General features: G+C 54.8%; 19 protein-coding genes. 5 read left to right on the forward strand and 14 right to left on the reverse strand.

Translation table 11 applies throughout. From position 1 onward, the window contains the following. Positions 1-52: 52 nt before the first annotated feature. From ACNQ0W_RS03715 to pspA, 14 genes are all read right to left on the reverse strand, one after another. Positions 53-1,135 (reverse strand): ABC transporter ATP-binding protein, encoded by a 1,083-nt coding sequence (locus tag ACNQ0W_RS03715; protein ID WP_047637241.1) that lies wholly within the window; start codon positions 1,133-1,135, stop codon positions 53-55. 13 nt (positions 1,136-1,148) lie between these two features. Next, complete coding sequence (pgmB, locus tag ACNQ0W_RS03720) at positions 1,149-1,814, reverse strand: beta-phosphoglucomutase (protein ID WP_062932957.1); 666 nt, start codon at positions 1,812-1,814, stop codon at positions 1,149-1,151. Beyond that, entirely contained in the window at positions 1,804-4,083 is a 2,280-nt protein-coding gene (locus ACNQ0W_RS03725; RefSeq protein ID WP_062932956.1) for a glycoside hydrolase family 65 protein, read from the reverse strand. The genes pgmB and ACNQ0W_RS03725 overlap by 11 nt, the downstream gene beginning before the upstream one ends. Continuing rightward, on the reverse strand, positions 4,077-5,135 hold the full coding sequence (locus ACNQ0W_RS03730; RefSeq protein WP_116329831.1) for a Gfo/Idh/MocA family protein: 1,059 nt from the start codon (positions 5,133-5,135) through the stop codon (positions 4,077-4,079). The genes ACNQ0W_RS03725 and ACNQ0W_RS03730 overlap by 7 nt, the downstream gene beginning before the upstream one ends. An 11-nt stretch (positions 5,136-5,146) precedes the next feature. Further along, positions 5,147-5,935 carry a sugar phosphate isomerase/epimerase family protein gene (locus ACNQ0W_RS03735; protein WP_003856868.1) on the reverse strand — a complete coding sequence of 263 codons (789 nt, stop codon included), beginning with the start codon at positions 5,933-5,935 and terminating at the stop codon, positions 5,147-5,149. 17 nt (positions 5,936-5,952) lie between these two features. After that, complete coding sequence (locus ACNQ0W_RS03740; RefSeq protein ID WP_015570403.1) at positions 5,953-7,005, reverse strand: zinc-dependent alcohol dehydrogenase; 1,053 nt, start codon at positions 7,003-7,005, stop codon at positions 5,953-5,955. Between the two features lie 28 nt (positions 7,006-7,033). Further along, positions 7,034-7,876 carry a carbohydrate ABC transporter permease gene (locus tag ACNQ0W_RS03745; protein ID WP_015570402.1) on the reverse strand — a complete coding sequence of 281 codons (843 nt, stop codon included), beginning with the start codon at positions 7,874-7,876 and terminating at the stop codon, positions 7,034-7,036. Further along, on the reverse strand, positions 7,863-8,744 hold the full coding sequence (locus ACNQ0W_RS03750) for a carbohydrate ABC transporter permease (RefSeq protein ID WP_062932955.1): 882 nt from the start codon (positions 8,742-8,744) through the stop codon (positions 7,863-7,865). Before ACNQ0W_RS03750 ends, ACNQ0W_RS03745 begins: the two co-directional genes overlap by 14 nt. A 21-nt stretch (positions 8,745-8,765) precedes the next feature. Beyond that, positions 8,766-10,058 carry an ABC transporter substrate-binding protein gene (locus ACNQ0W_RS03755; protein WP_017693335.1) on the reverse strand — a complete coding sequence of 431 codons (1,293 nt, stop codon included), beginning with the start codon at positions 10,056-10,058 and terminating at the stop codon, positions 8,766-8,768. 13 nt (positions 10,059-10,071) lie between these two features. After that, positions 10,072-11,769 (reverse strand): sugar phosphorylase, encoded by a 1,698-nt coding sequence (locus tag ACNQ0W_RS03760; RefSeq protein WP_062932954.1) that lies wholly within the window; start codon positions 11,767-11,769, stop codon positions 10,072-10,074. A gap of 195 nt (positions 11,770-11,964) precedes the next feature. Further along, a complete protein-coding gene (pspD, locus tag ACNQ0W_RS03765; protein ID WP_003856857.1) occupies positions 11,965-12,189 on the reverse strand; it encodes a phage shock protein PspD in 225 nt (74 codons plus the stop codon). 12 nt (positions 12,190-12,201) lie between these two features. Continuing rightward, positions 12,202-12,561 (reverse strand): envelope stress response membrane protein PspC, encoded by a 360-nt coding sequence (gene pspC, locus ACNQ0W_RS03770; protein WP_062932953.1) that lies wholly within the window; start codon positions 12,559-12,561, stop codon positions 12,202-12,204. Then, entirely contained in the window at positions 12,561-12,785 is a 225-nt protein-coding gene (gene pspB / locus ACNQ0W_RS03775) for an envelope stress response membrane protein PspB (protein ID WP_003856853.1), read from the reverse strand. The genes pspC and pspB overlap by 1 nt, the downstream gene beginning before the upstream one ends. Positions 12,786-12,834: 49 nt before the next feature. Next, positions 12,835-13,503, reverse strand: a complete 669-nt coding sequence (gene pspA / locus ACNQ0W_RS03780) for a phage shock protein PspA (RefSeq protein WP_022651342.1) — start codon at positions 13,501-13,503, stop codon at positions 12,835-12,837. Between the two features lie 151 nt (positions 13,504-13,654). On the opposite strand from pspA, the gene pspF reads away from it, so the two are divergent. The 5 genes from pspF (at position 13,655) to sapD (ending at position 19,207) form a co-directional block, all read left to right on the forward strand. Next, complete coding sequence (gene pspF / locus ACNQ0W_RS03785) at positions 13,655-14,647, forward strand: phage shock protein operon transcriptional activator (protein ID WP_162268480.1); 993 nt, start codon at positions 13,655-13,657, stop codon at positions 14,645-14,647. Between the two features lie 88 nt (positions 14,648-14,735). Beyond that, positions 14,736-16,376: an ABC transporter substrate-binding protein SapA gene (gene sapA / locus ACNQ0W_RS03790; RefSeq protein WP_062932951.1), complete on the forward strand. Its 1,641-nt coding sequence runs from the start codon at positions 14,736-14,738 to the stop codon at positions 16,374-16,376. Further along, positions 16,373-17,338, forward strand: a complete 966-nt coding sequence (gene sapB / locus ACNQ0W_RS03795) for a putrescine export ABC transporter permease SapB (protein ID WP_062932950.1) — start codon at positions 16,373-16,375, stop codon at positions 17,336-17,338. The genes sapA and sapB overlap by 4 nt, the downstream gene beginning before the upstream one ends. Further along, positions 17,325-18,215 carry a putrescine export ABC transporter permease SapC gene (gene sapC, locus ACNQ0W_RS03800; protein WP_003856843.1) on the forward strand — a complete coding sequence of 297 codons (891 nt, stop codon included), beginning with the start codon at positions 17,325-17,327 and terminating at the stop codon, positions 18,213-18,215. The genes sapB and sapC overlap by 14 nt, the downstream gene beginning before the upstream one ends. Beyond that, entirely contained in the window at positions 18,215-19,207 is a 993-nt protein-coding gene (gene sapD, locus ACNQ0W_RS03805) for a putrescine export ABC transporter ATP-binding protein SapD (protein ID WP_003856840.1), read from the forward strand. Before sapC ends, sapD begins: the two co-directional genes overlap by 1 nt. The last annotated feature ends 1 nt before the right edge of the window (position 19,208 follow it).

Raw genomic sequence — 19,208 nt, forward strand, 5'->3', positions numbered from 1 at the left:
TATAATTAACACACAAAAAACCGGAAACTTTCATTTCCGGCGAACACCTTTCTTATCTAATAGCTGTTTCAGTATCAGCATCGAAGAAATGGCACTTATTCATATCGAACTGGATGCCGATATTATCTCCGGCAACATAATCATCCGCCGCTCCCGCACGGACAACCAGTTCATGCCCACCCACGGTGGCATAAAGCATAAATTCAGCCCCGGTCAGCTCAGCAACGCTGATCTTCGCGGTGATGTTTTCACCGCTTCGCTGTGCGGTGAGAATGTCTTCCGGACGGATCCCAAAGACAACCGCTTTACGCTGGTAACCTTGCGCATTCAGTACGGCCAGCTTGTCTTCCGGGATCTCCAGATGCAGCGTTTCCGTCACAAAGTAGCGGTCGTCGATCGCGCCACGAATGAAGTTCATCGCCGGTGAGCCAATAAACCCTGCAACGAACATATTCGCCGGCTCGTTGTAGACCTGCTTCGGCGCGCCCACCTGCTGAATGATGCCGTCCTTTAAAATCACGATGCGGGTCGCCATCGTCATGGCTTCTGTCTGATCGTGCGTCACGTAAATCATGGTGGTGTTTAGCTTCTGGTGCAGCTTGCTGATTTCAGCGCGCATCTGCACACGAAGCTTGGCATCGAGGTTGGATAAAGGCTCATCCATCAGGAAGACCCCCGCTTCGCGCACTATCGCCCTGCCTAACGCCACGCGCTGGCGCTGACCGCCGGACAACGCGCCAGGTTTACGCTGGAGATAATCGCGCAAGCCCAGGATCTGTGCCGCCCAGCTAACACGTTCTTCAATGACTGAGGGCGCAATTTTTTGCATTTTCAGGCCAAACGCCATGTTGTCGTAGACCGTCATATGCGGATAGAGCGCATAGTTCTGGAAGACCATCGCGATATCACGGGACTTGGCGGGAACATCATTCATGCAAACCCCGTCAATAATCAGTTCACCCGCGCTGATCTCCTCGAGGCCGGCAATCATTCGCAGCGTCGTGGATTTCCCACAGCCCGATGGACCGACGAAGACAATAAATTCTTTGTCTTCGATTTCGAGGTTGAAATCCTTAACCACGTGGACCTGGTTATCATAGATTTTCTGAATGTGTTTCAGAGACAGTTGAGCCATTATTAATTCCTTATCAATACGCCCGGGATGCCCAGAACGCCGTGAGGCGTTCCCAGGTCAGTTCCTGCGTTGAATGAAGTTGTAATCCCGCATGGTTCAGGCCAGGCCCAATCCCGACCGACAGCATGCCTGCGGCGTTGATCGCATCTACCCCTGCGGCAGCATCTTCGATACCAATGGCCTCTTCAGGACGTACGTTCAGTCCTTTACAGGCCGCAAGGAAGATTTCCGGGTCCGGCTTTGAGCGGCAAATGCGCGACGCATCGGCGCAAAAATCGAAAGCCTGATGAATACCCAACGCGTGCAAAATCCCAGGGGCATTAAGCGATACGGATGCCAGGCCAATTTTGACCTTCGCGGCGCGAATATCCGCCAGCACCTCGCGAATACCCGGGAGCAGCGAGTCCTGCGTCAGTGATGCCAGCGACTGGACGTAAAGCGCGTTTTTTTTCGTCGCCAGCGCCAGGCGCTGCTCGTCACTGAACATCCCCTCTTTCCCGCCATGTTTCAGAATGCGCTGGAGGGAGTCCATACGGCTTATTCCCTTCAGCTGTTCGTTAAATACTTCATCGAAGGTGATACCAATCTCCTCCGCCACGGCGCGCCAGGCCAGAAAGTGAAGATGCGCGGTATCGGTTATCACCCCGTCCAGATCGAATACAACAGCGTTAAGCGTCATGGCGCCCCTCCGTGGTAGCGGTCCCATTAACAGATGCAAGAAAGTCCTTACGCTCACAGACCTTTCGCCCTGATACATGCAGCGTTTTACCCCACAGCATCAACGTGACAGGTGCGGTGGTTTCAATGGTTAACTGGTCATCTTCACAGGTAATGTGCATCGTTGCGTCCCGCCACCGCAGCGGGAAGGCGAGTTTCTGCCAGTGAGCAGGCAGCTTCGGCGCAAGATGCAGCTCCCCTTCGCTAATGTGCAGGCCAGCAAATCCTTGAATGGCGCCCAGCCAGATCGCACCGGTGGCGGCGGCATGAATACCGTCATCACTGCTGTGCGGGTCATCCCCCAGGTCGATGGCAATCCCATCGCGCCAGAAGGCATACGCCCCCTCGGTGTCACCGCAGCGTGCGAGCACAATGCCGTGAATGGCTTTACTCAGGGATGAATCATGGATCGTGCGTGGCTCGTAGAACGCCAGATTGGCGGCACATTGTTGCGGCGTAAACCGTTCCGGCAGCAGGTAGTTAAGCATTACCACGTCAGCCTGCTTCAGGATCTGCATCTCGTTCACTTCCGCGCGAGAGTAATCAAGCAGAATGGTTTGCTTACCCGCTTTGGCTTTATAGCGGCTCAGATCGATGGCAGGTTTCGCCATGAAGGTATCATCCTGCGGGATCACACCGTTTGCGTCGGCCTCTGGCAGCCACAGGCGCGCCAGGAACTTCCCGGCATTCTCCGTAAAACGCGCATCTTCACGCCCAAACATCGCCATAAACTGACGCGCGCAGGCAACGTTGTGCCAGGCCAGATAGTTGGTGTAGGCGTTGTTGTTGACATGCTCGGTGTATTCATCCGGTCCGATCACGTCATGGATCTCAAGACGACCATTAATTTCCGTCGCGCGTCCCATCCAGAACGAAGCGGTTTCCATCAGTAGCGTCAGGCCCTCATTGCGCATAAAGTCATCGTCGTGTGTTGCCTGCCAGTAAGCGACAACGGCCCAGGCAATATCAGCCACGATGTGGTGTTCAGCGAGTGCGGAGGCGACCTTCTGGCGAATCCCGGTGCGGATGTTAATGGCTGCGAATTCTGGCGTCTCTTCCTGTCCGCTGGCGGCGCTTTCCCACGGGAACAACGCGCCTGGCCAACCGTTACGGCGTGCTTTTTCGCGCGCGCCAGAAAGATTCAGCCAGCGATAGCGCAGCAGGCTGCGGGCAATCTGTGGACGGGTAAACAGATGGAACGGCAACAGGAAAATTTCGGTATCCCAGAAGACGTGCCCTTTGTACCCTTCCCCCGTCAGCCCTTTCGCGGCAATGCTGCTTCTTTCGCTATGGGCTGGCGTCATTGTCGTCAGGTGCCAGACGGCATAATCCAGCGCCAGCTGATCCTGCTGTTCTGCACAAGTCACTTCCACCCGAGCGTCACGCCATACCGCTTTCCAGGCATACGCTGAGCTTTCAAGCAACGCATCGTAGCCTCTTGCCGCGCAGACTTTGAGATCGGCCAGCGCGTTGCGGGCGAAAGATTCCTGCGAGAGCGCTTTATCGCTGCGATGCGTCAACCAGACGATCTTCTCAAGAGTGACAGTGTCACCTTGCGTGATGGTCAGAGAATGATGAACGCTGAGGCGACGATTTTTGGCGGTGAAACAGCTGTCGCTCTTAGCGGAGAGCTGACAAAACGCCGAAACAACAACTTCAGACGCCCGGTCCTGCATTTCATACACACCCTGCATGTAGTGCTGGTCGAAGACCCTGACCGAGATTTCATCCAGATGCTGCCTGCCGCTGTTCGTTTGTGTCGCATCTATGCCGGTTTTCAGCACGGCCTGAGCGGCGCCATCAAGCGGTGTGATCGAGAGCTGCATTGCCACTAAGGGCAACTGGTCCAGCGAAACAAAACGACGGCTCTCGAGGCGATAGCGTTTTCCGTCCGGCGAACGCCAGACCACGTTACGATGCAGTTCGCCGTTAGCAAAGGCCAGCTCGCGTTGCCACTCAAGAATTTCGCCTGAAAGGAGCGTGAAGTTGACGCCGTCCAGCTCAACTTCAACCCCGGTGACATCCGGCAGATTGATCAGCTCTGTGGTTTCGTTGCGTCCCGCGCGATGATACAGCCCCGCGAGATACATGCCTCTGGTCTGCTGGGTGTAATCTTCTTCATGCGTGGCGCGAATGCCCATGTAGCCATTGCCGCAGGCCATAATGGACGCGTATTTATTCAGGCTATGCGGGCAAAAGCCCGGATCGGTTAATACAGACTGGTTCAGCATAACGTCACGCTTTCCCCTGTTTCCGCGGCTTCATATAACGCCGCGACTAATTGCTGGATCACCAGCCCCTGCTCCGCATCGGCAATCATGATCGGCTCGCCCAATACTCGGCGAACAAACGCGTCCATACTGCGCAGATGTCGGCGATCGTCGGCTTCTTCACGCTGGGTCAGCGTCTGTAAAACACCGGCTTCGTCGTTATAAATGTGTGCCGGGAATAGCGTTGCACCCGCCTTCTCACCACAGAAAGAGACGTTCATGATCGACTGCTCGCGGATATTAAGCGCAAAAGAGGTGTCCAGACGCAGAATGCCACCGTTGCAGAACTCAATCGTGCCAAACAGGGCATCTTCCACGGTAAACTGCGCAGGATCCCATTCGCCAAACTGGCCGGTGTGTTTCCGGTTCCCCAGTCTCTGGAAGCTGTGCGCGGTTACCCGTTTCACGGTCGGGAAGCCCAGGACATACATCGCGGCATCCAGCATGTGAATGCCGATATCGATCAGCGGCCCGCCGCCCTGGAGCGATTTATTGGTGAACACCCCCCACCCCGGCACACCGCAGCGACGCAGCGCCTGCGCGGAGGTGAAGTAAATTTCACCGAGCGTTCCGTTCATTACCGCCTCGCGCAGGAGCTGGGTATCCAGGGCAAAGCGATGGTGAAAATCGTACGCGAGGACTTTTCCGGCCTTGCGCGCCGCGAGACGCATCTCATCCGCCTGGTGCGGCGTCATCGCTGGCGGCTTTTCACACATCACATGACAGCCTGCTTCGAGAGCCGCCATCACATGTTCAAAATGGAACCGGTTAGGCGAACAGACGCTCACCACATCCGGTTTTACTTCCTGCAACATCTCGTGAGCGTCCTGCCATGCCGATGGAATAGCATAACGTTCCGCGAACGCCTGTGCCTGCTCAAGGCGGCTGTCCATGACAGCCACCATTTGAACATCACTGCGCGTGGCGTAATACGAGGCATGCACTTTGTCTGCAACCTGCCCGGCGCCAATAATGGCGACGCGCAGAGGCAAAGGTGTAGAAGCACTCATCACGCTCGTCATCCTTAGCATTCACGCAAGTAAGTGAGAGAGTCCTTATAGGCCTGAGCCGGATCGTCGGCACGCACCCGGCACTCGTACACGACGTAACCCTGATAGTTATCGGCACGCAGCTGATCGAACAGGCTGGCGAAATCGAGGCTGCCGCTGCCCGGCTGATAGCGGTGGTTATCAGCAATGTGCACATGACCCAGCAGGTCGCGGTTCTGATGCAGCGCTTCCGTCAGGGAGTCTTCTTCAATATTCATGTGGTAGAAATCACCGATGATCTGCACGTGCTTCAGGCCATTCTCTTCGATATAACGACGCGCGTCGGCCAGAGTGTTGATCATATGATCCTGATAGCGGTTCAGCGGCTCCAGGTAAACGGTAGTACCGGTGCGCGCTGCCACCTCATCCAGCCAGCGCAGGGAAGCGCTGACCGCTTTGCGATCGCCGTCCAGACTACGTGGCGAAGTCATTGGCGGCAGACGGAAGGTAAACATCCCCCAGGCAGCCGGAACGATAATCCCCTTTCCGCCCACTTCTGCCAGCGCTTCCAGGATGCGTTCAATCTGCTGTAGACCGTTCAGGCGGCGTTCTTCGATGAAATCCCCGATCCAGCCATCGTAACCGCCACAGGCCGTCGTGACTGGCAGGCCGGTGGCTTTGATAGCCGCTTTTACTTCGTCGAGGTTTTCCACCAGCAGTCGGCCATCGATTTCGTAGCCATCAAATCCCATCGCTTTGATGTATTCGAATTTTTCCATGATAGCGGTCGGGAAAAAGGCCTGGTTTTGTGTTGCGATTTTCATGATTTGCTGTCCTTAGCTTAAAAAGTGACGCCCATTTTGATACTGAGTTCCGGGTGCTGATCGACATACTTCATATAGCTTTCCGGGCTGGTGGTGAAGGTGACGACCGGGTCGATCAGGTCTTCACAATTGAGATAACCGTTCATCAGCAATTCCCAGCAGGTCTCTTCAATACGCTTGCGGCTCCAGCGCGGATAATCCGGGTTGGGTTCACTGCATGCGCGGGAGAAGACAATTTTGGCGTTGTTGAAGTGTGCTTCGCGACCAAGGTTGAAGCCCGCCGCAAACGGCTTGGCGAAGGCCACGTAGGAGATGGTGCCGCCGTAGGCGAGACCGCGCAGCGCAGATTGCAGCGCATCTGCGAATCCGCTGGTTTCGATGATCACATCCGCGCCCTGCTTGCCGGTTAGTTTCTTAATTTCCAGACCGACATCGGTACCGATTGGGTTCAGGCAGTGGTCTGCACCGTGACGGCGGGCGATCTCACAGCGGTGTTCGATAGGATCGACACCAATAACCACTGACGCGCCGGCTTTTTTCGCCAGCTGAATCGCAATCTGGCCAATCGCGCCTAGCCCCACAACTACGACGAAATCCCCTACGCGGACGTTAGCATCACGCACGCCGCTCATGGCGAACTGCGCCGGATCGTAACAAACGGCGTTTTTCCAGGATGCGCCCTGCGGCATTTTGCGCAGCTTATAGTTGTTCACCGCGTTAACGATGACCGTTTCCTGCAACGGGCCGTAGCAGCAGACGCTGTCGCCGATCTGGTATTCCGTCACGTCCGCACCACATTCGATGATGTCGCCGACGATCATGTTCCCCAGCTGGAATTTACCAAATTCGATGCCGCGCGCTGCACCTTCTTCACGCGGGGTAAACATCTGCCACTCAGCGTTGAACTCTTCATCAATGAACGGGCTTGCCGCGCGGAAATCCACGACTTCAGTGCCGTGTTTCGGGGCGCCATAACGGGCACGAATCTTCACCTCATGTGCTGCAACAGGACGATCTTCGTATTCCACCAGCGCCGCTACACGAGGCGCTGTCGCAACTAATTTTTTCATGACTGACTCCTTGTTAAAATCGGCCGCCTCAGCCCTTCACGCCGCCGGCGGTCAAACCACTTTTAATGAAACGTTCAGACAGGGCATACATAATGACGACCGGAAGTGCCGTTACCAGCGATGCCGCCATCATACGACCCCAGATGTAATCTGGCGTACTGAAGAGCGTGTTCAGCCCGACCGGCAACGTGAAGTTGCTGGCGCTGGACAGGAAAATGGAGGCGAACAGATAGTCATTCCACGCCACCATGAAGCAGTAGACAAAGACCGACACCAGACCCGAGATCGCCAGCGGCACGGTGATGCGAAAGATGATTTGCAGGCGGTTCAGGCCGTCCATCATCGCGGCTTCTTCGATTTCGTCCGGGATGGTGTCGAAATAGCTGCGCAGCATAAAGACCGCGGTAGGCAACGTCTGCGTGACCATGGTGATGATCAGCGCCAGTTCGGTGTCATAAATGCCGAGCGCGGTGATGATTTTGAACAGCGGCACCACCAGCAGGATCCCGGAGAACATATAGACGGTGTAGAAGCTCGCATTGATCGTCGTGCGCCCTTTAAAGCGCAGTTTGGATAACGCATACGCGCCCAGCGTGCCGAGAAACACCGCAATGACCGAGGAGGTCAGCGACACCACCATGCTGTTACGGAAGTAATCCACAAACGGGAAAATCAGCGGGTTAAAGATGTCGATGTAGTGCTGTAGCGTCCACTCCTGCGGCAGAATGGTCGGGTGCAGCGAGATCGCCTCTTTCGCGCTTTTGAACGACGTCATCAACATCACAAAAAACGGAAACAGCGTGATAATCAGAAATAGCGCCAGTCCCAGATAAAAACCGATACGGCCCAGAACGCGTTTATTTGTTGCCATTGAGGTTTACCCTTTTTCTGGTCAGCAGAATGACAGCGAAGATGATCACAAACAGCACAACGGAAATGGCGGCTGCTTTACCCAGGTCATTGAACGCAAAGGCGGTTTTGTAGAGATATACGCCCAGAATGTCGACCTTGGTGGTGAGCAGATACACATCCGCAAACATGTAGAACATCCAGATGGTTCGCAGCGTGACCACCGTGGCCAGCACCGGCATGATGGCGGGCAACGTCACGATACGAAAACGCTGCCAGGCATTCGCTCCGTCCATCTCTGCCGCTTCGTACAGCGATTTATCAATGGTCTGCAAAATCGCGAGGAACGAGATAAAGGCGTACGGGAAGTAACGCCAGATGGCGAACAGCACAACCAGGACAAAACTGCTGCCAGGATTATCGAACCACAGCGGCGCCTGATCGTAGAGATGCAGCAGATCCACGCCCAGGTAGTTCACAATCCCGTAGCCGTTGTTGAACATGTATTTCCAGGCAAATACCAGTGAAATAGACGGCGTCACGTAGGACAGGATCACCAGTGAACGTGCCGTTTTCCGCATGCGGAATTCACGGTTAAAGAAGATCGCTACGGCCAGTCCCAACCCGGTGCTGCCGAGGACGACCAGCACCGTATACCAGAACGTCATCCACAGGGAGTGCCAGAACGCAGCATCGCCCAGAATGCGAATGTAGTTATCCAGGCCGACAAACACCGCATCAATACGCGGGTTCAGCGGTAAACGTAAAAAACTGATTTCAATGTTGGAAATCATTGGCCAGGCCACCAGGCCCCCCAGCAAAATCAGGCTGGGGGCCAACAGCAGCATGGCGAAAGGCATATCTGAACGACCAGAAAACAACGTCTTCATAATTCCCTTCGCAAAGCGCTCCTATCGTTGTGATATCAGGTCAGTCAGTTTCTTCTGGCTGTTGCTTAACGTCGCATTGAGATCTTTTTGTCCCACCGTCACGTTATGCACCATGGAACTGATAATGCCGGAGCCGGTAACGTCTCCCATGCGGGTAAAGTTTTTGTCGCCCACGGCGCCAAATACCTGGACGTTCGGGAACTGCGCAATCAGCTCGTAAGGCAGTTGGCCAAAGGCTTTGATCACGTCGTTGTTTTTCCAGCTTTCAGTACCCACCACGAGTTTGTTCACCGGCAGCGCCGCACCAGGGGACATCATCACCCAGTCAGACGCGTTTTGAGCCTGCTCCATCCAGGTCACAAATTTTTCTGCCGCCTGCGTTTCCTCTTCGGTCTGGCCGGTCGTGATCGTCAACGAGGTGATCATGCCGTACACGGCTGATGATTTTTCCGTCGGGACCACGAACCCCAGGTTGGCCGGATTGCCATCTTTGTAGACCGCGGGCAGGATATAGGTGGAGTAAACGGCCATCGGCGCAGAGCCGTTCATGAAGGCGTCTTTGATCTCCATGACATCATTCGAGCCCGGCATGGTGTTCGCAGCCAGTGCCCGATAAAACGCCAGCGCTTTCGACATTTCAGGGGTATCGATTTTTACATTGCCGTTTGCATCAAAGACGTTGGCTCCGCCTGACAACGCAAACTGCGAGAAGGCCTGCTCCGTCATGACGCTTTCTGCGGTTGGAAGCGCGATACCGTAATGTTTTTTCGCCGGATCGTTGAGCGCCTGACTGGCTTTCAGCAGTTGCTCCCAGTTGTGCGGTTCTTCGATTCCCGCTGCCGCGAGCGCGTCTTTGTGATACCAGACGCCGGACAGCCAGGCGCTAACCGGTACCCCCGTCCATGCCTTGCCGTCTTCAGTGCGAACAACGCGTAAAATGCCGTCGTAAAAGGTATCTTCACCGACGGCTTTAATCGCGTTGCCAATCGCGTCACGGTCCAGCAGTTGCTCTTTATCCATGACTTTGGCGTAGTCATGGCTGACTTCAATCACTTCCGGTAGCGCGCCAGTACGGGCCAACGTAATGACCTTGGTGTTATAGGCATCTTCCTCAACGGGTACCTGTTTCACCGTAATAGTCGGGTTCTCTTTCTCGAATTTTTCGATCAGTTTCGTAATAACCGCCTGACGCTCCTGTTCTACCGACGAGTGCATAAACTCAATGGTGACCTGAGATGCTTTATCGTCCTTACAGCCTGATAACAGGGCGCACGAAACCAGTGCTGATAACAGCACAATTTTGGGCATTTTCATTTTAGGGTCCTTTTTAGTTTTCTTTAATCCACATTACCTGCCATGGATTGAGGGTCAGTTCCGTACCGCTAATATCTTGTCCTGAGAGTAATTCCGTACCAAAGAGCGTTTGTCCATAAACGGTCTGCATTTTATTGCTAAAATTAAATAATGCTGTCATTCGCTCGCCATTTTCAGCAACACGAACAATTTTAAGAATATGTTCACCGATTGCGTCAAAAATAGCCTGACTATCCGGATGGAATGCACGCTCGCCGCGACGAATAGCAATAAGCTCACTCAAACGAGAATAAATTTGATAACGAATACTCTTCTTATTATTGAGCTCCAGATCAACCTGACCTGCGGTGTATTTCTTCCTGTTTATCGCGCGGTTATATCCGAGACGTTCGAGACCTTCATAATCGTTACGCGAACCAAGAATGCTTTGAATATATACAGCCGGTACGCCAGGAAAACTTAACAACACAGCATGCGCCAGGATGAACCGCGCAATGCGCTCATCATCTGAGCTGTCTCGCAAACTCAACGCATCAAGATAGGTGACATTAATTTCATAGGGGCTTCGCGTTCCGTCAGGATTATTTTTCCAGTTGACCAGTGCGCCTTCCTGCTGAAGCTTATCGACCAGAGAGAGGATCTCTGATTCCGGAAGGATGCCGCGTAACGGGTTCAAACCGATACCATCATGCGAGGCCAGGAAATTAAACCAGGTGGTATGCGTTGAAGGCAGCGCCAGTGACCCCGCCCACTGGCATAGGGCTTTAACATCCTGACGATGAACAGCATGCAGCACCAGCGGCGGTAAGGAAAACTGATAGACCATCTGGGCTTCATTTTCACCATCACCGAAGTAAGAGATATTGTCTTTGTGGGGAACATTTGTCTCAGTGATGATCACCGTTCCAGGCGCCACGGCGTCCGTAATGGCGCGGAACAGCTGGATAAGGCAATGGGTTTGTTCCAGATGGATACAGGTAGTTCCCGGGATCTTCCACATAAACCCGACCGCATCCAGACGGATATAACGCGCCCCTTCCATGAGGTAATGGAGCAGAACGTCAACCATGGCAATCAGCACCTGCGGCGAGGCGAAATTGAGATCGATCTGGTCATCGCTGAATGTGGTCCACAGATGACGAACGCTGCCATCATGAAGCGTGAACGGCGTCAGCAGCGGTAATGCCCGTGGACGCGTCACCGCGGATAAATCGGTTTCGGGGTCGACAGAAATAAAGAAATCTTCGTAGCCCGGCTTCTGCGCCAGATAATTAGCAAACCATTCGCTTTTCGCTGACATATGGTTGCAAACGAAGTCAAACATTAAGCTGGCAGACTGTTTTAATTCCGCGACATCTCGCCAGGTTCCGGTTTCAGGTGCAACCTCGTGATAATCAATAACGGAAAATCCATCATCCGAAGACCACGGATAAAAAGGTAACAGATGGACATGGGAAAACGTGCGAGAAAGCCATTCATTATAGAACCGGGTAAATACCGGCAACGCTTTCTCCCCTTTCGCAGAGAACTGATCGGCATAGGTAATCAGCACAACGTCTTTTTCATCCCAGCCTGACTTACGCTTTTCAGTAATATTAACCGCCGCTTTTTCAAGCTTAGTTAATAACACGTTAAGGTGTGCATCTGAAAATGATTCACCGTAGATATGATTGATGAGTTTTTTAATTTTTGCGTTCACATTATTTTCCATGGTAGCGGTCCCACGGAGTGGCAATCTACTCCCATGAAAAATATCTGTCAACGGACCCGGGGGCAGAAAGCAGCAATCTCAGCGCAGCGCAACGCATTATTGTGAGCTGCCGCAAAGAAAGCAGAAAAGCAGAAGAAACGCAGAAAGGAAAGTCATGCCCCTTCTCTGGGCGAGAAAGGGCGTATGCGGGAGGATCTAGCGTGACAGGTAGCGCCGGGAAACGCGTTTTGCCAGTTTCTGTAACAGCGGCTCCAGCGCGACCGCCAGCATCATTCTGACCGGCTTGCGGGCAACAGACTTGATCGCCCAACCCGCTACACCGGCCGGGCCATAACGTAACGCCGTCATCAGAACCAGTTTACCTGCGATTTTCAGGCCGGGTTTTACCTTCTGACCGGCCTGTTGCCAGTTTTGTTTCATGTAAGTTCTCTCTTAAAGCTGACGAAAACGACTTCTCAGCGTAAAGGTATCGGAGGTGACATAACGTTCCATCTCGCGCAATCGCTGCTCCCCTGCGCTCAGCTGTTCATCCACCGCGTTCAGGAGACCGCTGCTGGTTGGCGTGTTCTCAGCATCCAGCTCACCTTCCGGCATAGGATCGAGCACAAACGACAGAATGATGTAGGCCACCAGGGTAATAAAGGCCAGGCCGAAGAAAATCGACAATACCGTGACCACACGCACCAGTTTTACCGGGACATCCAGATAGTGCGCCAGCCCGGCGCAAACGCCCCGAACCATGCCCTGCTGTGGGATCCGCCACAGTTTTTTATTCAGATTCAGTCCAGCCATTACCGTTCCCTCCAGTTCGGGTGTTCCGCATCCAGGATCGCTTCCAGCGCCTGAATACGTTCGCGCATTTTATTTGCCTCGGCAGAGAGCTGCGCCAGCCGCTGTTGTTCACTTTGCGACAGCTCCCCGCGTGAAGAGCGGTTGCTGTAGTGCAGCCATAACCAGATGGGCAGAACAAACAGCACGAAAATGGTCAGGGGTATAGCCAGAAAAAGCGCGCTCATGTGTACTCCTTGTCTTACGATGCGGCACGCTCAGGTGCCGCAGGAATTATTATTGGTTGTCTTGTTTCATTTTGGCTTTCAGCGCAGCCAGTTGCTCGCTAATTTCATCATCGGCCTTCAGGTCAGCAAACTGCTGATCGAGGGTTTTCTGTTTACCGATGCTGTGGCTTTCGGCTTCCGCTTCCATGTGGTCGATACGGCGTTCAAACGATTCGAAACGCGCCATCGCTTCATCCAGCTTGCCGCTGTCCAGCTGGCGACGCACGTCGCGGGATGAGCTTGCAGCCTGGTGGCGCAGCGCCAGCGCCTGTTGACGCGCACGGGTTTCGCTGAGTTTGTTTTCAAGCTCACCAATCTCTTTCTTCATACGCGTCAGAGTATCATCCACCAGCGTCACTTCATGCTCCAGCGTGGCAACCATGTCGGTCAGCTTCTGCTTCTCAATCAGCGCAGCGCGGGCCAGATCTTCTTTATCTTTACGCAGCGCCAGTTCCGCTTTTTCCTGCCATTCGTTAAGCTGGGCAGTCGCTTGCTCGATACGACGCGTTAACTGCTTTTTCTCTGCCAGCGCGCGTGCGGAGGTGGAGCGTACTTCAACCAGCGTGTCTTCCATCTCCTGAATCATCAGGCGCACCAGCTTCTGCGGATCTTCCGCTTTCTCCAGCAGCGAGTTGATGTTGGCGTTCACGATGTCGGCAAAACGAGAAAAAATACCCATAATTCAATCCTCATAGTTCTGTTATCGGGCGATGCCCTGCTGAATAGTTAATACAAATCCCATGCCAACTTTTTATCTTATTGATTTTACTGAGTGTGATTGATATTTATCCAGCTAACGGCTATTCTCACCTGGTGAATATCACTAAGGAGTGGTTAATTTCATCATGGCTGAATATAAAGATAATTTGCTTGGCGAAGCTAACAGCTTCCTGGAAGTGCTTGAACAGGTATCGCGCCTCGCGCCGCTCAATAAACCGGTGCTGATTATCGGTGAGCGCGGAACGGGTAAAGAACTTATCGCTAACCGCCTGCACTTTCTGTCTGGCCGCTGGGACGGCCCTTTTATTTCCCTTAACTGCGCGGCGTTGAATGAAAATCTGCTCGACACCGAGCTGTTTGGTCATGAAGCTGGCGCCTTCACTGGCGCACAAAAACGGCATCCCGGACGCTTTGAGCGCGCCGATGGCGGAACGCTCTTTCTCGACGAGCTGGCGACCGCGCCGATGCTGGTGCAGGAAAAGCTGCTGCGCGTCATTGAGTACGGTGAACTGGAACGCGTTGGCGGCAGTCAGCCGCTTCAGGTCAACGTTCGCCTGGTATGCGCCACCAACGCCGACCTGCCCGCGATGGTGGCTGAGGACAAATTCCGCGCCGACCTGCTGGACAGGCTGGCTTTCGATGTTGTACAGCTGCCGCCACTGCGGGAGCGTCGCAGCGATATCATGCTGCTGGCCGATCAATTTGCCATTCAGATGTGCCGGGAACTGGGCCTGCCGCTCTTTCCGGGCTTCAGCGAACGGGCCACCGAGACCCTGCTCGGTTATCACTGGCCGGGCAATATTCGTGAACTGAAAAACGTGGTGGAACGGTCCGTTTACCGGCATGGCAGCAGCGAGACCGAACTGGACAACATTATTCTCGATCCGTTTCGGCGCGAGGATAAACAGCCCCCGGCTGCGGCGACGCGCCAGCAGGATCCGGCGTTTCCACTCGATCTACGCCAGTTCCAGCATCAGCAGGAACAACAGTTGCTCGAGCAGAGCCTGAAAGAGGCGAAATATAATCAGAAACGGGCGGCTGAACTACTGGGTCTGACCTACCATCAGTTAAGGGCATTGCTCAAAAAACATCAAATGCGCTGACATTATCAGCACTTACCCCCAGACATTTTTACGAAGCAGGCGTAAGTGCGATACACTTTGCAGATCGAATCTAAAAACCTTAAAAACTATGCGCCTGGTTTTATCGTCCCTGTTTGCACTCGGTCTGTTCAGCAATCTGGCCTTTGCTGCGCCCGATCGCGCTGTGCCCCCTGATATCCGAGAGAGTGGTTTCGTCTATTGTGTCAGCGGGCAAGTTGATACCTTTAACCCACAAAAAGCGGGGAGCGGCCTGATTGTTGATACGCTGGCCGCGCAGCTCTACGATCGCCTGCTCGACGTCGATCCTTACACCTATCGGCTGGTCCCGGAGCTTGCCGAAAGCTGGGAGGTAATGGATAACGGCGCAACATACCGCTTCCGCCTGCGCGATGACGTCGCTTTTCAGCACACCCCATGGTTTACGCCAACCCGTAAACTCAACGCGGATGACGTGGTTTTCACCTTCCAGCGCATCTTTAACCGCAACCATCCATGGCACAACGTCAACGGCGACAACTTCCCCTATTTCGACAGTTTGCAGTTTGCTGATACGGTCAAAAGCGTTCGTAAGCTGGATAACCGCACGGTTGAGTTTCGCCTGACGCGCCCGGACGCCTCCTTCCTCTGGCATCTGGCGACGCACTACGCCTCGGTCATGTCAGCAGAATACGCGGATCAGCTGACGAAAAAGGATCGTCAGGAACGTCTCGATCGTGAGCCTGTGGGCACAGGTCCGTTCCAGTTAGCAGAGTACCGCGCCGGACAATACATTCGCCTGCAACGTCACGATCGTTTCTGGCGCGGCAAACCGCTGATGCCGCAGGTGATTGTTGATCTGGGTTCAGGTGGCACAGGCCGACTCTCCAAACTGCTGACCGGCGAGTGCGACGTGCTTGCCTGGCCTGCGGCCAGCCAGTTGACCATTTTGCGCGACGACCCACGCCTGCGCCTGACCCTGCGCCCGGGAATGAACATCGCTTATCTGGCGTTTAACACCGATAAGCCGCCGCTGAATAATCCGGCCGTGCGCCATGCGCTGGCGTTAGCGATCAACAACCAGCGTCTGATGCAGTCGATTTACTACGGGACCGCGGAAACCGCCGCCTCTATTCTGCCGCGCGCCTCCTGGGCCTATGACGGCGAGGCGAAGATTACGGAATATAATCCGGCGAAAGCGCGCGAACAGCTTAAAGCGCTGGGGGCAGAAAACCTGACGCTACAGCTGTGGGTGCCCACCAGCTCTCAGGCATGGAACCCAAGCCCGCTGAAAACGGCTGAGCTGTTGCAGGCTGATATGGCGCAGGTGGGCGTTAAGGTGATCATCGTGCCTGTCGAAGGCCGTTTCCAGGAGGCGCGTCTGATGGACATGAATCACGACTTAACGCTGGCTGGCTGGTCCACCGACAGTAACGACCCGGACAGCTTCTTCCGTCCGCTGCTGAGCTGTGCGGCAATCAACTCCCAGACCAACTACGCCCACTGGTGTAACCGGGAATTTGATGCCGTGCTGCAAAAAGCGTTGGCGTCTCAACAGCTTGCCTCACGCATTGAGGCCTACGATGAAGCGCAAAATATTCTGGCCAGAGAACTTCCCGTGTTGCCGCTTGCCTCTTCCCTGCGCCTCCAGGCCTACCGTTACGATATTAAAGGGCTGGTACTCAGCCCGTTTGGTAACGCCTCCTTCGCGGGCGTGACCCGTGAGAAAGAACAAGAGGTGAAGAAACCATGATTATATTTACCTTGCGTCGGCTGCTGTTACTGCTGGTCACCCTGTTCTTCCTGACCTTTGTCGGCTTTAGCCTGAGCTACTTTACGCCGCACGCCCCGCTTCAGGGCTCATCTCTCTGGGACGCCTGGCTGTTCTGGTTTAATGGCCTGCTGCACTGGGATTTTGGCGTGTCCAGCATCAACGGACAGCTCATTTCCGAGCAGCTGAAAGTGGTTTTCCCGGCCACCATGGAGCTGTGTATACTCGCCTTTAGCTTTGCCCTCATGGTGGGGATCCCGGTGGGGATGCTGGCGGGCATTTATCGTAATAAGTGGCAGGATAAATTCATCAGCGCGCTTGCCTTAATTGGCTTTTCCATCCCTGTTTTCTGGCTGGCGCTACTGCTTACCCTCTTCTTCTCACTGACGTTAGGCTGGCTGCCGGTGTCTGGCCGTTTTGACCTGCTTTATAACGTGCAAACGGTGAGCGGCTTCGCCATCGTTGACGCCTGGCTTTCTGATTCAGTCTGGCGCGACGAGATGATCGTGAGCGCGCTGCGCCACATGGTGCTGCCGGTACTCACGCTGGCCGTCGCGCCGACGACCGAAGTGATCCGCCTGATGCGCATCAGCACTATTGAAGTCTTCGATCAAAACTATGTGAAAGCCGCCGCCACGCGCGGACTGTCTCGCCTGACGATTCTACGTCGCCATGTGCTGCACAATGCGTTGCCCCCCGTTATCCCACGTCTTGGGCTGCAATTCTCAACCATGCTGACGCTGGCGATGATCACCGAGATGGTTTTCAGCTGGCCGGGCCTTGGGCGCTGGATGATCAACGCCATTCGCCAGCAGGATTACGCGGCGATCTCTGCCGGCGTGATGGTGATTGGCTCGCTGGTCATTATTGTTAACGTTGTTTCCGATATTTTGGGTGCCATGGCCAACCCATTGAAGCATAAGGAATGGTATGCCTTACGATAACGTCTACAGCGAAAAGCGCACGCCCGGTGCGCTACGTACCGTGTGGCGTAATTTTTACGGCGACACCACGGCGATGATCGGCTTTTACGGCTGCATTGGCCTCGTGTTGCTGTGCGTTTTGGGTTCATGGTTTGCGCCGTATGGCATCGATCAGCAGTTCCTGGGTTATCAGCTTTTACCGCCGTCGTGGTCGCGTTACGGGGAGGTTTCGTTCTTCCTGGGGACTGACGATCTCGGACGCGACGTGCTAAGTCGTTTGCTGAGCGGCGCCGCACCGACGGTAGGCGGCGCGTTCGTGGTCACCCTGGCTGCCGCGATCTGCGGCCTGGCACTGGGCATTTTTGCCGGCTCAACCCACGGGCTGCGGTCGGCCGTGCTTAACCATATTCTGGATACCCTGCTCTCTATTCCTTCGCTGCTGCTGGCGATTATCGTCGTGGCCTTTGCGGGGCCGCACCTCACCCATGCGATGTTCGCCGTCTGGCTGGCCATTCTGCCGCGCATGGTGCGCTCGGTTTACAGCCTGGTTCACGACGAACTGGAGAAAGAGTATGTCGTCGCCGCCCGTCTGGATGGCGCCACCACGTTTAATATTTTGTGGTTTGCCGTGCTGCCTAACATTGCTGCCGGGCTGGTGACGGAGATCACCCGCGCCCTGTCGATGGCGATTCTGGATATCGCAGCGCTGGGCTTCCTGGACCTTGGCGCGCAGCTTCCCTCCCCGGAATGGGGCGCCATGCTCGGCGATGCGCTGGAGCTGATTTACGTTGCGCCGTGGACGGTCATGCTGCCGGGCGCGGCCATCATGGTGAGCGTGCTGCTCGTTAACCTGCTGGGCGACGGGATCCGCCGCGCAATCAATGCGGGGGTGCAATAATGCCGTTACTCGATATCCGCAACCTCACGATCGAAATTAAAACGGGCGAAGGCTGGGTCAAGGCCGTGGATCGCATCAGTATTACGCTCGCAGAGGGCGAAATCCGCGGGCTGGTGGGCGAATCGGGCTCAGGGAAAAGTCTGATCGCCAAAGCCATTTGCGGCGTGGCGAAGGACAACTGGCGGGTGACCGCCGACCGTATGCGTTTCGACGACATCGATCTGTTGCGTCTCTCCCCGCGCGAACGCCGTAAACTGGTGGGCCATAACGTCTCGATGATTTTCCAGGAGCCGCAATCCTGTCTCGATCCGTCCGAGCGCGTCGGGAAACAGCTTATGCAGAACATTCCCGGCTGGACCTATAAAGGCCGCTGGTGGCAGCGTTTCGGCTGGCGTAAACGCCGTGCCATTGAGCTGTTGCACCGTGTCGGGATCAAAGACCATAAAGACGCGATGCGCAGTTTCCCCTACGAACTGACGGACGGTGAATGCCAGAAAGTGATGATAGCTATCGCCCTGGCGAATCAGCCGCGTCTGCTGATTGCGGACGAACCGACGAACGCGATGGAGCCAACCACCCAGGCGCAGATTTTCCGCCTGCTCACGCGTCTGAATCAAAATAACAACACCACCATTTTGCTGATCAGCCATGACCTGCAAATGCTGAGCAAGTGGGCGGATAAAATTGACGTAATGTATTGCGGCCAGACGGTAGAAACCGCGCCAAGCGAAGACCTGGTGACAACGCCGCATCATCCCTACACGCAGGCGCTGATCAGGGCGATCCCTGACTTTGGCAGCGCGATGCCGCACAAAAGCCGTCTGAATACGCTGCCTGGCGCGATACCGCTGCTGGAATCGCTGCCCATTGGCTGCCGTCTGGGTCCGCGTTGCCCGTATGCTCAGCGTAAATGCATCGAAACACCGCGCCTGACAGGGCCGAAAAACCATCTGTTTGCCTGTCATTTCCCGCTGAACATGGAGAGAGAGTGAA

Source organism: Enterobacter cloacae complex sp. 6730903 (genome assembly GCF_048283985.1).
Lineage (GTDB): Bacteria > Pseudomonadota > Gammaproteobacteria > Enterobacterales > Enterobacteriaceae > Enterobacter > Enterobacter hormaechei_C.